At 47.3% G+C, this 15,342-nt stretch carries 14 protein-coding genes; 8 read left to right on the top strand and 6 right to left on the bottom strand.

Annotation, left to right across the window (positions count from 1 at the left end; all coding sequences use genetic code 11):
- Window positions 1–134 precede the first annotated feature (134 nt).
- On the top strand, window positions 135–686 hold the full coding sequence (locus tag AC07KQ_RS13775; RefSeq protein ID WP_003568219.1) for a GNAT family N-acetyltransferase: 552 nt from the start codon (window positions 135–137) through the stop codon (window positions 684–686).
- A 143-nt stretch (window positions 687–829) separates the two neighbouring features.
- Here the strand turns inward: AC07KQ_RS13775 and AC07KQ_RS13770 are convergent, their stop codons facing one another.
- A complete protein-coding gene (locus AC07KQ_RS13770) occupies window positions 830–1,159 on the bottom strand; it encodes a PTS lactose/cellobiose transporter subunit IIA (RefSeq protein ID WP_003568218.1) in 330 nt (109 codons plus the stop codon).
- A complete protein-coding gene (locus tag AC07KQ_RS13765) occupies window positions 1,159–1,491 on the bottom strand; it encodes a PTS sugar transporter subunit IIB (protein WP_003568216.1) in 333 nt (110 codons plus the stop codon). Before AC07KQ_RS13765 ends, AC07KQ_RS13770 begins: the two co-directional genes overlap by 1 nt.
- A 116-nt stretch (window positions 1,492–1,607) precedes the next feature.
- Between AC07KQ_RS13765 and AC07KQ_RS13760 the strand changes: the two genes are divergently transcribed.
- The 4 genes from AC07KQ_RS13760 (at window position 1,608) to AC07KQ_RS13745 (ending at window position 5,433) form a co-directional block, all read left to right on the top strand.
- Complete coding sequence (locus tag AC07KQ_RS13760; RefSeq protein WP_003568214.1) at window positions 1,608–2,318, top strand: GntR family transcriptional regulator; 711 nt, start codon at window positions 1,608–1,610, stop codon at window positions 2,316–2,318.
- Window positions 2,319–2,486: 168 nt separating this feature from the next.
- Window positions 2,487–3,845: a PTS sugar transporter subunit IIC gene (locus tag AC07KQ_RS13755; protein ID WP_003568213.1), complete on the top strand. Its 1,359-nt coding sequence runs from the start codon at window positions 2,487–2,489 to the stop codon at window positions 3,843–3,845.
- A 55-nt stretch (window positions 3,846–3,900) separates the two neighbouring features.
- Window positions 3,901–4,320 (top strand): DUF3284 domain-containing protein, encoded by a 420-nt coding sequence (locus AC07KQ_RS13750; RefSeq protein WP_003568211.1) that lies wholly within the window; start codon window positions 3,901–3,903, stop codon window positions 4,318–4,320.
- Window positions 4,321–4,332: 12 nt separating this feature from the next.
- Entirely contained in the window at window positions 4,333–5,433 is a 1,101-nt protein-coding gene (locus tag AC07KQ_RS13745; protein WP_003568208.1) for a DUF871 domain-containing protein, read from the top strand.
- Window positions 5,434–5,787: 354 nt separating this feature from the next.
- Here the strand turns inward: AC07KQ_RS13745 and argH are convergent, their stop codons facing one another.
- From argH to AC07KQ_RS13725, 4 genes are all read right to left on the bottom strand, one after another.
- Window positions 5,788–7,170: an argininosuccinate lyase gene (argH, locus tag AC07KQ_RS13740; RefSeq protein ID WP_003568204.1), complete on the bottom strand. Its 1,383-nt coding sequence runs from the start codon at window positions 7,168–7,170 to the stop codon at window positions 5,788–5,790.
- Complete coding sequence (locus tag AC07KQ_RS13735) at window positions 7,163–8,383, bottom strand: argininosuccinate synthase (RefSeq protein WP_003568202.1); 1,221 nt, start codon at window positions 8,381–8,383, stop codon at window positions 7,163–7,165. The genes argH and AC07KQ_RS13735 overlap by 8 nt, the downstream gene beginning before the upstream one ends.
- Window positions 8,384–8,435: 52 nt before the next feature.
- Complete coding sequence (locus tag AC07KQ_RS13730) at window positions 8,436–9,884, bottom strand: ABC transporter substrate-binding protein/permease (RefSeq protein WP_003568200.1); 1,449 nt, start codon at window positions 9,882–9,884, stop codon at window positions 8,436–8,438.
- Between the two features lie 100 nt (window positions 9,885–9,984).
- Window positions 9,985–10,659 carry an alpha/beta fold hydrolase gene (locus tag AC07KQ_RS13725; RefSeq protein ID WP_003568198.1) on the bottom strand — a complete coding sequence of 225 codons (675 nt, stop codon included), beginning with the start codon at window positions 10,657–10,659 and terminating at the stop codon, window positions 9,985–9,987.
- A gap of 578 nt (window positions 10,660–11,237) precedes the next feature.
- Here AC07KQ_RS13725 and yycF point away from each other — a divergent pair.
- The 3 genes from yycF to AC07KQ_RS13710 are packed head-to-tail and all read left to right on the top strand — an operon-like array spanning window position 11,238 to window position 15,294.
- A complete protein-coding gene (gene yycF / locus AC07KQ_RS13720) occupies window positions 11,238–11,951 on the top strand; it encodes a response regulator YycF (RefSeq protein ID WP_003658889.1) in 714 nt (237 codons plus the stop codon).
- A 15-nt stretch (window positions 11,952–11,966) separates the two neighbouring features.
- Entirely contained in the window at window positions 11,967–13,877 is a 1,911-nt protein-coding gene (gene walK / locus AC07KQ_RS13715) for a cell wall metabolism sensor histidine kinase WalK (RefSeq protein WP_003568194.1), read from the top strand.
- Window positions 13,867–15,294 (top strand): YycH family regulatory protein, encoded by a 1,428-nt coding sequence (locus AC07KQ_RS13710; protein WP_003568191.1) that lies wholly within the window; start codon window positions 13,867–13,869, stop codon window positions 15,292–15,294. Before walK ends, AC07KQ_RS13710 begins: the two co-directional genes overlap by 11 nt.
- The last annotated feature ends 48 nt before the right edge of the window (window positions 15,295–15,342 follow it).

Genomic DNA, 15,342 nt, shown 5'->3' with positions numbered 1-15,342 from the left:
GAGATTCACTCCTTATCTAAGATTAACTCGAATCGTTTACCGCTAAACTGACATTAACATAGTTGACGATTGCATTATTTCCTGGGCAATAATTGTGGTATGTTGTTAACAAACATCAAAGGAGCGGTGAACGCATGACAGTGACGCTAAAACATTTTCAATCTGAAGATCTAGAAACACTGTGGAAGGTGGCTTTTTCTGATCCAAAGGCTGAATGGCATCAGTGGGACGGACCGTATTTTAACCAAGAAGTACCGACACTACAAGAACTGCAGGAAAATCAGGCTAATCAAACTGGCTTTCAATGGGTTGCCAATCCGTTTGTCAACGGCATTTGGTCAAACGGCGTTTTGATTGGGCTCGTCTCTGCCCATTATGAAGATGGCGATCTGCAGCGGTGGCTGGATCTTGGCATCGTTATCTATGACTCGGCTGATTGGGGAAAAGGTTATGGGCAAGATGCGCTGGATCAGTGGATTGATCGCATCTTCGGACTCGTCAACTTGCCGCATTTAGGTATCACCACCTGGTCAGGCAATGATCGGATGATCGGTTTGGCTAAAGCAGTTGGCATGCAGGAGGAAGCGCGTGTCCGACAAGTTCGTTATTATCAGGATCGCTACTGGGACTCTGTTAAGTATGGCATTCTGCGGGAAGAATGGCAGGCAGGTCGCCAGCAAAAATAACATATAGTATTAAAAAGGCGGCTCATTTGCTGAGTCGCCTTTTTGGTGCGAGTATTTGGGATTTCATAACAGCCGTTTATTCACAATGGCCACTGCAAATAAGCCTTCATGCGTCATCGCGTGGCGAAGGCTTATTTGTTTGCCTAGGCTTCTTTCTCGCTTAATCGTTTGTACAAATCAACCATTTCACCAGCTAAATCGCGGAAGGTGATGGCATTCATCAGATGATCCTGACTATGAACCATTAACAAGGTCACATTAGCATGATCGCCTTGGGCTTCAGCAGTTAACATGCCTGTTTGAACGTTGTGGGCTTCAGTCAGAAAGTGGTCGGACTCTTTAAGCTTTTCGTCGGCCTTTTCAAAATCGCCTGCTTTGGCTGCGTGAATAGCTTCAAAGGCAGAACTCTTGGCGTTGCCACCATTCATGATCAAGCCCATGACAGTTTCGAGGTTCTGATCTTCTTCACTCATTATGCTTCTTCTCCTTGTTTACCATCTGCAATTGCCTTCAAGGACGCCTTGAGGACTTTTTCGCCGTTCATCAAGCCGTAATCCTGCATGTTAATCACATCAACCGGAATATCGAGATCCTTTTTGAATTGACCTTCAAGATAGCGGACTTGAGGTCCTAACATCAGAACATCTGGTTTTTCCTCAGCTAATTTGTTGTCTGCATCGGAAGCGGCGGTTGCAAAAATATTGACCTCAACGCCATCTTTTTCGGCGGCTTTTTGCATGCGTGCAACCAGCATACTTGTTGACATACCAGCGGCGCAGACCAACATAATCTTTTTCTCTGCCATTTTTTTCGGCTCCTTTTTAAAAAAATGTAATCGTTTTCTGTTTCTTGTGCTATTATAATTCGTAGGTACAAATTTTACAAGCGTTTTCAAAACCACACCTTTGGAGGGGGTCATAAATGTATCACGATATTGCAGAGCAATTGATTCAAGATATTCTGGCTGGTAAGTATCCAGTGAAGTTGCCGACCGAGCAAGTGCTGATGAATCGCTATCAAGCCAGCCGCAACACTATTCGTAAGGCGCTGGATGTCATTTTTGCCCATGGACTCGTGCGCAGAGTGCAGGGCAGTGGCTACTACGTCATTGATCATTCGGAGCAATCAAGCGCCGTCTTGAATATGTCAATCGGGTTTGATCAAACCGCGATGGTCAAAGGCGGTCCGCTTAAATCGAAAGTCGTCAAATTTGCTTTGATACCAGCAACTGCGGCATTGGCCCGCCGCGGCAACGTAGCAGTTGGCGATCCGGTTTATCAGGTTGTGCGTCTGCGCTATTTAAAAGGGCAGTTGTACGACTTGGAAGAATCATACTTTCCACAAATCATTGTGCCGCATCTCTCGGCAGAAATTGCTGCGGGGTCAATCTTTACCTATTTGCGCAACACCTATGACATGGTTGGAAGCACAACCGAAAATTATATTCAGTCTCGGCCGCTGCCGGCTGAATATGCTGACCTGATGACCACATCCGGAAAAGGCGATCTTTTATGTCTGGATGGGATTAACTATCTAGCCAGCGGCAAAGTCTTCAACTTTTCTCGAACTTATTTTGTTTATCCAGGTCTCACACTGTATTACCACACGACCAACATTGATTTGGACCAATGAGGCGGGGACCTCAGTTCAAATTAATAGCTCGCGCGTTTGCAGTTGCCGGAATCTGACGCTGTCAGCTTAAAAACAATGATCAAAAGCAGATCATGACCGTCAAAGCTAGCTACGTCTTGATTTCACGCCGTGCCTGCTCGCGCCCACTTAAAAAGGAGTGTTATAAAAATGAACGGACTTATTAATTGGCTCAATAAACATGTTGTCCCAATCGCTGCCAGAATTGGCTCAATTCGTTGGCTGGTTGCGTTGCGTGATGCTTTTATTGCCATCATGCCGGCCATGATGGCTGGTGCTGTCTCGACGGTGCTGAACGCTTTGATTCGTGATATCCCGAACCAGTTTGGCTGGACGGGCTTTGTTAATTCCATGCAATGGCTGATCGGTATTAACGCCGTTGTCTGGACAGGGACATTGGCAATTTTAGGCCTGATCTTCTCGTTCACTTTTGGGTACCAACTGGCAGTTCAGTATAAGGTCGAACCAGTCACGGCGGGGATCGTGACGCTTGGTACCTTCATCATGAGCTTGCCGCAAAACTTCACCATGACGGTTAAAACCGGCTTGGGTAAAGCAGCGATCAAGTCACTGACCGATGCTGGGGCAGCAGTTACCGGCAAGGATGTCAGCATGTGGGGCTTCTTCAATTTTGGTAAGTTCTTTGGCGCATATGGTTTCTTCACGGTGATGCTGATGGGGGCCATTGCTGCTACCATCTATATCTGGCTGATGAAGAAACACATCACCATCAAAATGCCTGATTCCGTACCGCCAGCAGTTGCTAATGCGTTTACTGGGATTGTCCCTGCTGCTGTTGCGCTATACGCAGTCGGTATCATTAACTACCTATTCACCCAATATGGCACGACGGTTATTGAATTTATTGCCAGAGTCTTACAAGATCCATTGTTGAATCTGAGTCAGGGTTATGGTGCCGTTCTGCTGATGACGATTTTGGTACAGGTTTTCTGGTTCTTCGGAATTCATGGCACCAATGTTTTGGCACCGATTTTGGACGGCATCTGGTTGACTGCGCAGTTAGCGAACATCAATGCTTTCCAAAAAGGCCAGGCACTGCCATACCTTTGGACGCGTAACTCTTTTGATCTGTACGCTTGGATCGGTGGCGCGGGCTCAACCTTGCTTTTGTTGATTGCAATTCTGATCTTCTCAAAACGTGATGATCAGCGAGCGGTTGCTAAATTATCGATTGCACCGGGCTTCTTCAACGTTAACGAACCAGTCATGTTTGGGATGCCAATTGTGCTTGATCCGATTTACTTCATCCCGTTTGTTTTGGCACCGGTTGTCATGGTTTCCATTGCTTATGGTGCCGTTGTGAACGGTCTTGTTGGGCCAGTTAAAAACCAGATTGTTTGGTCAATGCCACCGTTCTTGAACGCCTTGGTTGCAACGATGGACTGGCGTGCTGCCGTGCTACAATTAATCAACATGGTGATCGGTTTCCTGATCTATGTGCCATTTGTTAAGGCAGCCAATAAGATCAAACCGACTGAACTCGACTAACATCCCATCACGCTGGTTTTGGGCTGAACAACGTTTTTAGAAAGGTGGCTTTCACTTGGAAATCCAAATGACATTTAAGGTGCCTGCAGCATTTATGTATGGCCAACTCATTCGATCCGCGCAGGAAGACATCAAGGCCCATACCGGCCGCGAGGTGTTAACTGGCAGTCTCAATGGTTTCTCTTACAAGAAGAAATGGGCTAATGGCATGACTGGGACACTCACGATAACCCATGCCATTGCCAACCAACGTTATGCTTACGAACTGGATACTGATCGTGATCACTATACGGTTGACTATCAGCTAAGCGACGCTGGTGACAACAAAACGGCTTTACATTACACGGAAACGATTGAAGGCAAAACCGCGAAAGGCAAAGCTAACAATCGTACGGCCGGCTTTTTACTCAACTGGCAGCGTAAGCACCGGTTCAAAAAGATGTCTCGCCAGATGGCGGCACAATACACGGCTTAGAAAGGATTTTCAATGAAACGACTAGGAATATCGCTCTATCCGGATCAAAGCAGTTTTGATCAGAACAAGGCCTATCTCGAAATGGCGCATAAATATGGTTATACCCGCATCTTCACCTCGTTATTGCAGATGTATGGGGATGACGGAGAGGATCTGTTCGCTGTTTTCAGCCAAACCATTGATTATGCTAATCGACTGGGCTTCCAAACGATTGTCGACATCAATCCGGCCTTGTTCAAAGAGCTAAAGATCAGCTATGACGATCTGAGCTTTTTCAAAAAGCTCAATGTTTGGGGACTGCGACTAGATGAAGGTTTCACCGGTGCTGAAGAAGCGCGCATGACGCGTAATCCATACGGGCTGAAGATTGAGCTGAATATGAGTCACGGAACCAATTATTTGGCTAGTATCATGGCCTATGAACCGGACCGTGACAACCTGCTCGGCTGTCATAACTTTTATCCACAAGCCTTTACGGGATTAAGTGATCAGATTTTTGCTGAGTACTCTCAGCAATATCGTGATTATGGGCTGCACACAGCGGCGTTTGTCTCTTCGCCAACCGGCAAGATCGGTCCATGGGCGGTTAATGATGGTCTGCCAACAATGGAAAGCGATCGCCATCGAAGCATCGCCAGCCAAACCAGCCACTTAGTCATGACCGGTTTGATTGATGATGTCATCATCGGCAATGCCTTTGCTAGTGAAGCTGAGTTGCAACAGGTGGCTGCTAACTTCGTGGCAGCATATCCGATTTTGCATGCTGATATGCTGCCGGGGATGTTGCCAATTGAGGCGAAGATTGCCTTTGAAGCGCCGCATCTCTACCGTGGCGATGCCTCAGCCTACTTACTGCGCGATACACAACCGCGGGTGAAGTATGGCAAAGAAAGCATTGCGCCGCATGACAATCACCAGTCCTTTGAACGCGGCGATATCCTTGTTGTGAATGATGCTTATGGCCGTTACAAAGGCGAGCTTCAAATTGTGCTAACGCCATTTGCCGATGACGGTCAGCGCAATAAAATTGGCCAAGTCAGTGCTGATGATCTAGGCTTTCTGGATCTTATTCGCCCGTGGTCAACATTTGTTCTTGAAAAAACGAATGCTTAATAGGGTAGGCTAAAGATTCTTTGCCGTGCCAAACTCCGCAATCTCCGGCCAGATGGGGTGGCGACGCATAGCTAGAGCGGTGATGGCACTTCGAGCCCAAAGACCGGTCTCGAAGTCGCCTAACAACATCAGCGACAAAGCCCGGTCGCTGTGTTGTTTGCGCAACTGAGCCCCATCTGGCCTACGATTGCGCCGCCTTGGCACTGGGATCTTTGACTTCCTACGAGCTATTTATCAAAAAACTAAAGACGACTGATTTCTCCACGTAGTAGGGAAACCAGTCGTCTTTTAGTGCCTGTAAAACGATATTCCAACCTCAATTATTTCGTGAATGCCAAGGTTGATCACGTACCGCTAGTGAGAAGCAATCATTTCCTCATCGCGAGCAACTTCTTTCAACACATTGCTAACCGCAGTACCACCTAACGAAGTCCGGCGATCTACGGCGGCCTTTGACGTTAATTCAGCGTAAACATCCTGCTGAATTTGCGGTGCGGCTGCTTGCAACTCGCTTAACGGCATTTCCTGCAAGGCAGTGTTGGTTTTGATCCCCTTGAGTACCAACTCACCAACAATGGCATGTGCCTGCCGGAATGGCACACCCTTTGTCGCGAGGTAATCCGCTAACTCCGTTGCATTGCTGAAGTCATGCGTGGTTGCCTCTGCCATCCGTTTTTCGTGAACGGTCAGGTCGCTTAACATGCCAGTGAAAATGTGCAAAGAGCCAAGAATAGTGTTATAAGCATCGAAAATGGGTTCTTTATCTTCTTGCATATCTTTGTTGTAAGCCAACGGGATTGCCTTCATCGTTGTCAACAAGCCCATTAAGGCGCCATAAACACGGCCAGTTTTGCCACGAATAAGTTCCGCAAAATCAGGATTCTTTTTTTGCGGCATAATTGAGCTACCGGTTGAAAAATCATCGCCGAGTTCAATGTAATTAAACTCGTAAGTGGACCAAAGAATGAGCTCTTCTGCCATGCGACTCAAGTGCTGCATCAAAATGGCACTATTGCTGAGAAACTCAAGCGCAAAGTCGCGGTCTGAAACAGCATCGAGGCTGTTGTGATAAATTTGGTCAAATCCCAGCTCTTGAGCAACCAGCGTCCGGTCAATCGGGAAGGTCGTACCAGCGAGGGCGGCTGCCCCTAATGGCAAAATGTCGGTGTGCTTTTGGGTAAAGTCGAAACGTTCCCAATCGCGCTGGAACATTTCGAAATACGCCAACAAATAATGACCATAAGTGATCGGCTGGGCGTGTTGCATATGGGTATAACCGGGCATGATTGTTGCTGCGTGGACCTTGGCTTGACCAACCAACACGGTTTGCAGGTTGGTCAAAGCTTCTTTGATTGTTGGTAGGCGATGTTTCAGCCAGAGGTGCAGATCGGTTGCGACTTGATCATTGCGCGAGCGGGCAGTGTGCAGTTTGCCAGCAACGGGGCCGATTTCAGCGGTCAACAGGGCTTCCATATTAAGATGGATATCCTCATTTTCAACCGTGAAGTGCAGTTTGCCAGCAGCCAATTCCTTCTGCAGATGCTGCAAACCCGCCGTGATCGTGTCGGCATCGGCTTGGGGGATGATGCCGGTTTTGCCCAGCATCTTGACATGTGCAAGCGACCCCTCCAAATCTTCTTGGGCCATTTGCTGATCAAAACCGATGGAGGCTCCAAAAGCATCAACCCAGTGTGCCGCTTTTTCAGTAAACCGACCGCCCCATAACTTATCAGTCATGTTGTTTTTCCTCGGAGTGCACATGGTTGACTTGCTCGAAAACGGTTGTCGGCAAGGTCCAGAGTTTGATAAAGCCAGCTGCTGCTTCTTGATCGAAGGAATCAGCGCTTGTGTAAGTCGCGAGATCTTCATCGTAAAGCGAGTTGTGGGCGGATTTGCGAGCAACGGCTGTAGCGTTGCCTTTGTAAAGCTTCATTTTCACTGTGCCATTAACAACAGCCTGGGTCTTGTCGATGAACGCCATCAAGGCATCAAACAACGGTGAGATCCACTGCGCTTCATAGATCATGTTGGTGATTTTATCTTCGATCGTTGGTTTAAAATGCTGAACGTCACGTTCAAGCGTCAGGTTTTCTAGATCGTGGTGGGCCGCCATAATGACAGCAGCGGCTGGTGCTTCATAGACTTCACGCGACTTGATGCCAACTAGCCGATTTTCGATTTTATCAATCCGGCCAATGCCATTGTCGCCAGCCAGCTTGTTTAGCTCCTTGATCATCGTTGCCAGTGCCATGGGTTCATCATTTAACGCCACCGGAACGCCTTGCTTGAAGGTGAGATCAATAAAAGTTGGGTCATCAGGAGCGGCCTCCGGGGAAACTGTCATACCCCAAGCATCATCTGGTGCCTGATTCCAAGGATTTTCAAGAATGCCGGCTTCATTTGCACGGCCCCAGAGGTTGGCATCAATGGAATAAGGAGATTTTTTACCAATTGGTACCGGGACGTTATGCTCCTTGGCGTAATCAATTTCTTCCTCACGGGACCAGTGAAAATCACGGATCGGGGCTTCGATTTTCATTTCCGGGTCCAAGGCGTGGATCGCGGCTTCAAAGCGAACTTGGTCATTGCCTTTACCGGTTGAACCATGGGCAATCGCTGTGGCATTTTGCGCGTGGGCAATTTTCACCAGATGTTCAATGATCAATGGCCGAGATAAGGCGGAAACCAGCGGATAGTCGCCTTCGTATAAGGCATTAGCTTTAATGACCGGGGCAACATAGTGATCGGCAAATTCATCTTGGGCGTCAACCACAATCGAATCGAGTGCACCGACGTTCAGTGCTTTTTGCTGAATGGCGTCAAAGTCGGCGTTTGGCTGGCCGACATTTAATACCACCGCAATCACTTCATAGCCTTTGTCTTTTAACCACGGGATGGCAACCGAAGTGTCCAAGCCGCCTGAATATGCCAGTACGATTTTTTCTGTCATGAGTTAAAAATCCTCCTTAGTTTTGAGGTGCTATTTGAGCGTTACTTTGATCTTAATTAAAGCGTTTTTCAATCAGTCGCAGCAGGCGTGAAAGGGTGAAGGTCATGATGAAGTAGAGAATTGCCACAACAACTAGCGGTAAGAATGGTTTGAATGAAGCACCTTGAACGACGGTTCCTTCAAACATCAATTCAGTGGCACCGATCACGGACAAGACGGAACTTTCCTTGATATCGGTGACGAATTCATTACCCAACGCTGGCCAGATATTCTTGGTGGCTTGCGGCAGGATGACATAACGCATGGCCTGACCTTGATGGAGTCCGAGTGAACGGGCGGCCTCGGTTTGACCGATCGGGACGGAGTTGATCCCACCACGAATGATTTCGGCAACATAGGCACCTGAGTTGATGGCCATGGCGATGGCACCGGCAACGAATGCGCTAAGATCGAGACCGAGAATTTGCGTTCCGAAGAAGACGATGAAAGCCTGCACCAGTAATGGGGTACCGCGAATGAATTCGATGTAGACGTTCGCGATTGCCTTGGCAAACCAACTGTGGCTTAGTTTCATCAAGGCGAGCAGCGTGCCAATCACAGTCCCGAAGAAAACAGTTAGAACCGCAAAGATCAGAGTGTAGAGTGCGCCACGAAGGAAGTAGTTGCCATATTTAGCCCAGAAACTTTGGTTTTGATCCTGTAGTTTATAAGCGGCTTGCAGATAGGTCTTGTATTTGGCGCCTTTGACCTTACTGATTGTCTTGTTGACCTGAGCGAGCAGGGCTGAATTTTGTTTGCTGACGGCAATGGCCGTTGGTGCTTTGGGGGTAGCAAAATGCGGATTGAGTACCATTAAGCTTGGTGTCCGCGCCACATAAGAATCAGCGATGGTGCTGGCTAAAACGGCACCATCCAGCTTGTTATAGGAGACTTGAGCAATGACATCATTGGCCTTGTCGAGACTTGAAATTTTGGCACCTGGGAGTTGCGTTTTAGCAAGCTGCTCCTGCGTCGTTTGCTTTTGAGCCCCGACCTTTTTGCCGGAAAAATCAGCGATCGATTTATACTTGGCTTTATCAGCCTTCCGAATCACCATAACCTGTGTCTCATATAGGTAAGGCGTTGAAAAATTGACTTCTTTTTCACGTTCAGGGGTTTTTGACATACCGGAGACGATCAAATCAATTTTGCCGGTTTTCAAGGCACCAATTAAGGCGGTGAAGTTCATTTCCTTGATCTGCAGTTTCACGCCCATGTCTTTGGCGATCTGTTTTGACATGGAGATATCTGCACCAACAATGGTATCGGCCCCATTGAGGGTGGCATGGAACTCAAGTGGTGCGTAATCGGCTGACAGACCAACAACCAAGTAACCACGTTTTTGAATTGCCGCCAGATCCTCGCTTGCTGCCGCCGTTGGTACCGGCTGATTTGCAGCGAAGCCGACGAGCATAGCCACCAGCGCAATGAAGGCCATGGCCCAATGTTTGATTCCCCGCATATGTTTCACTCCTCATTTGTGATTATGGATTGAATATATACTCATTTATATGAATATGCAAGGAAAATGTTAAATATGCAAAAAAAATACAGGCTAAACTTTAGTCTGTTCTGTTTAAACCAGCAAGAAAAGGCCGAATCAATTGCCAGAGTTTCGCGTTGTCTTTGATGTAAGAATTGTGATTTTCACCGGGAAGAATATGCAGCTCGGCGTTTTGAATATTAGTCGCAATGGTGAGCGTTTCTTTTCGTGCAATCAAGTCACGACTGCCTGCAAGGACCAATGTTGGTATGGCCACCCGATGCAACATGGCCGGTGTGATTTGCGGTTCATGGAGCATCATTGCCATTTTAGGTGACGGATGGTAATCGGCAGCAACCCGAAAAGCAACTCGCGAATACCAGCGTAAGCCTTGCGGGGTCAGATTCGCCCCAGCAAGAATTAAAGCGCCGGCTAACTGGGGTTGACGAATCGCCAACTGCAATGCCACAATCGCGCCATCAGAAAAGCCAAGTAAAATCGGCTGCTCAAGCTCCAAGCCAGTGATCAGGGCCGCTAAATCTGCCGTCATCGCATCATAACTCAAGCGATTCGTCCGCGAACTCTGACCATGATCGCGACTATCCACTGCAATCACCGTATACAGCGGTGCCAATTGCTCAATCAGGTTAGCAAAAATCGTATGGTCCTCACCATTCCCATGCAACAACACGATCACTGGTCCCGAACCGCGCCGTTGATAGTAAAGCCTGAGCTGATCATGATAAAAGAACATATTAGCAACCTCCAAAATTCATAATTGGGTGATTAAATGTCGGCAAGCACCGGAATAGCGATGCGCGTTTAGTGTGAAGACGAGGTCAATAGCGAAGTGTTTATTAACTGACCCTTTCAAGCTTGCTTATGAATTAACAGCACTGATTTGAAATGATGTGATATTGAGACATTGGATAGAAAGGCAAGCTGGCGGAGCGGCGATGGGCTCAGCACTGAAATTTTCCTTAAGCGGGTGGTTTTCCCGCTTTAGGAAAAGGCCGAGCTTTTAGACAGCGCGCCGGGCTTGCGCGTTGGCTAAAAGTCGTGCCCAGTGCGTTCCAGCCCAATCGCCGCGGAGCCAGCTTGCAGCAGCATTTAATGCAAGCCGGAATCTATCGAAGTGCGACCTAACGTGCTTGTAGAAAATGCGCTCGCGGTCCCAGAAACCTGCATATAAGAACCTCAAGCTTAAATGAACTAAGTCCTGCCATTTAGGCTTAAGGCCGCTTATGCTTCGGTTTCAAACTGGGCCCCTCGCGCTCTTTCCCTAAAACCGTTATACTATAGTAGTGTATCTTAAACCAAGGAGGGCCAATGATGGCGAAAAAAATCCTGGTCGTTGACGATGAGAAGCCTATCTCTGATATCGTCAAGTTTAATTTGGATAAAGAAGGTTACGATGTCGTAACCGCTTATGATGGCGAAGAAGCCTTGAAAAAAGTCGAAGCAGAGTCACCCGACTTAATTTTACTTGATCTGATGTTACCAAAAATTGATGGGCTTGAAGTCGCCCGACAAATTCGTAAAGAACATGACACCCCAATTATTATGCTGACAGCTAAGGACTCAGAAATTGATAAAGTGCTCGGGTTGGAACTCGGTGCTGACGATTACGTCACCAAACCATTTTCCAATCGTGAACTGGTGGCACGTGTCAAAGCTAACTTGCGCCGAACCGCATCATCCAACGCAGCCAGCAATGAAGAAGACGAAGCAAACAAGGAATTAGAAGTCGGAGATCTAACGATTCACCCCGATGCCTATACAGTCTCTAAACGCGGTGAAAACATCGAATTAACCCACCGTGAATTTGAGCTGCTGCACTACCTTGCTCGACACCTTGGGCAGGTCATGACCCGTGAGCATCTGCTGCAAACCGTTTGGGGCTACGATTACTTTGGTGATGTCCGCACCGTCGATGTGACCGTCCGCCGTCTGCGTGAAAAAATCGAAGACAACCCGTCTCACCCTGAATGGCTGGTGACTCGACGCGGTGTCGGTTACTATCTGCGGAATCCCGATGCTGAATAATTAGGAGCACCACTGTTGAATAAAAAGATTCGCTTCTTTCAGTCAATCCACTTCAAAATTGCGATCGTCTTTATTCTCTTGCTAGTCGTGACGTTGGAGTTAATTGGGGCTTACTTTGTTAAGACCCTTGAGCAGCAAAACATTGAGCAGTTTAAGACCAGTGTGAACGTGGACAGCTATATTCAAGATAAGCTGGCCGCGGATTTGTTGCGGACTGATACAGAAGGCGCCAATGATGATATTAAAAGCACGTTGAGCCAGGCAGATATTGCCAACTCGGCGGATTTACAAGTGGTTGATGCGAAGGGCACTATTCGCGGCGACAGTGATATTAATGCGCAAACCAATGTGGGGCAAAAGTCAGCTAACTCCAGCATTAAAAACACATTGTATTCTGGCCAGCAATACGAAGGTTATGAATACCGTGATCGAACGGGATCAACTTATTATAAAGTGATCCCGATCAAAAATCCGAATGCGACAGGCGACAACAATTCAGTGATCGGCGCCATTGCCATTTCGGCATCTATGGAACAGGCCTACGATAGCATCAATAAAATCGTGGGCATTTTCCTAATCTCAAGTTTAGTAGCTGGCTTACTGGGCACTTTACTATCGATTGTCATCAGCCGGGCTATTACTCGTCCAATTGATGAAATGAAGAAGCAAGCGATTCGCATGGCGCGCGGCGATTATTCTGGACAGGTTCGGATTTATGGACAAGACGAGCTGGGTCAGTTGGCAGTTGCCGTTAACAACCTCAGTGTTCGCGTTGAAGAAGCACAAGAGGCGTCTGAAGCGGAACGTCGGCGGTTGGATAGTGTGCTGGCTCACATGACGGACGGTGTTATCGCGACTGATCGGCGTGGGAATGTTATCATCATCAACCAGACGGCACTGAATTTCCTGAACACCAAGAATGAAGATGTCATCGGTGTTTCAATTCTAAAGCTGTTGAACATCGCTAAGGATTACACGTTGCGCGATCTGCTGGAACATCAAACAGAACTGTTGTTGGACTTTTCGGAGCAACTGGATCATGAATTGATTCTACGTGTCGATTTTAGTCTGATCCAGCGGGAAACCGGGTTTATTTCCGGTTTGGTCGCTGTTTTGCACGATGTTACCGAACAACAAAAGATTGATCGTGATCGCAAGGAATTTGTTTCCAATGTGTCACATGAATTGCGGACGCCCCTCACATCAGTTCGCAGTTACATTGAAGCTTTGAGTGATGGTGCGTGGAAAGATCCAAAGCTGGCGCCACGTTTTCTCAACGTGACCCAAGAAGAAACGGATCGGATGATTCGGATGATTAATGATCTCTTGAGCTTGTCACGGCTTGATTCCGGCACCAGCAAGTTCAATTTGGAAACCGTTAATCTCAACGAATTCTTCAATTATGTGCTTGATCGTTTTGACATGATGTTAAAAACCGATAATGAACACACGGGTGAAGCCAAAACGGCCCAACCGCTGCCACAGCCAGATGGTCAAAAGAAACGGTACTCGATTAAGCGCGAGATTACTGATCAGGACTTATGGGTCGAAATTGATACCGATAAATTTATGCAAGTGATTGATAATATTATGAACAACGCGATTAAATACAGTCCGGATGGCGGGACCATCACGGCGAGGCTGTTCCAGACGCATGACCACGTGATCCTATCGATTAGTGATCAAGGACTTGGCATTCCACGTCAAGATCTGGGCAAAATCTTCGATCGCTTCTATCGGGTCGACAAGGCACGATCACGCAAGCAAGGCGGTACCGGTTTAGGATTGGCAATCTCGAAGGAAGTTGTTGAAGCCTTGCATGGCCGAATTTGGGTCGATTCGCAAGAAGGCCGCGGCAGCACCTTCTATATCTCACTGCCGTATGAACCGATCACAGACGGAGGTGATGATTGGGATGAAGCTTAGTAATTGGATCTTAAGAATCAGCCTGATCGCCATGGTGATCTTGAGTTTTATTTTCACATCCTTAATTTGGCGTAATCCATCGCGTCAGGAACGGCGCAGCACTTCAAGCATGCAGGTCACAACTGAAAATGATCCCAATGTTAAAAAGATGGAAGCAACGGTTTATCTTCCTAGTCGCGTGTACTACACGCATGGCGACCAGAAGCAAATGCTCTTTCAGGCAAATGCCAGTATGGGATCACGTGTCCATCAAGAGATGGCAAGTTGGCATATGCAACAGATCAAAACCATTGGAAAAGTTTCGCAGAATAACTATGAGAACTTTTTGACTCAAAATGGCAGTCTACAATTAGTTTACCAAGACGTGATGAGTTTTAATCATTTTGAGCGATGGTTCTTTAACAAGCAGCCTAATCTAAAATCAGCTGATTTTCATTTTAACCGGATCCTGTTTGATTTAGATGGATCAGGCAATAAACTGATTTTTATCAATGACGCGACAAGAACGGTTTACGAGGCCAAAATGGCTAACGTTACAACCAACAAGTTACGCGATGCGGTGGCTAAACAAGCTACAGGGGCCTTTCCGGTCGAGGAGAGACGCTTGGGCAATAGCGAAGTCGCTTTCTTCACCCGTCCAATTAAGTTGCAGCCATATGCCTATCTGATGGATCAACAGAGTGCTAATTACTATGTTTCGCTGTTAATGCCATCGAAAACCGCCAGCAACGTGGATTCACGAGAAATTGGCGATAGTACGTTATACACCGCCGGATCAACTCGGCGGATGACAGCTGATTCATCCACTGGGGCAATCGAGTTTGAAAATTATGCGGCCAATTTTCCTAGTACTGGGTTAGCTAATTTCTTCCATGCGACGTTTGAAGGGCTTAGTGATTTGCAGATGACCAATCTGGCCAGCATGCGTTATTTTCAATATGACGCAAGTCGCAGTGCTGTTATTTATAAGACCTTTGTTCAGGGCTTTCCGATTTTTAATGGCTATCAAAAAGGGGATGTTACGGTGCGCTATACCCAGACATCTGAAGAGATTAATTTCTCAAACACCAATTTGACCGTCCCGATCCCAACCGATCAAGCTGCCCAGACCTTGCCAGCAACTGCGACGATCCTGAGTCAATTAGAAGCCGCTGGCTATCGCGCCAATCAAATTACGGATATTTTGATTGGCTATCAATGGACGGGCAGCAGCAATGATCAACAAGTGGTCGATTTGCAGCCGACGTATTATATTGAGATGAAAGGCGAATACCGCGATTATCAGAGTTGGATCAATCACCAAACAGATCAGCAGGCTAATGCTGCTAGTGAACAAACAGCTGCCAGCACGGCTACACCGAGTAATGATGCAGCAAGCGCGAGTGTCAGCACATCAGGTTCAAGTCAGTCGCAATAAGTCATGTTAACAGCGTAACAACGCAGCTTCGGGCACGCTGAGGGAGGC

Source organism: Lacticaseibacillus sp. YLM2-1, from assembly GCF_056583465.1.
The sequence above is the reverse complement of the archived record's forward strand: the minus strand, read 5'-3'. Positions and strand labels throughout refer to the sequence as shown.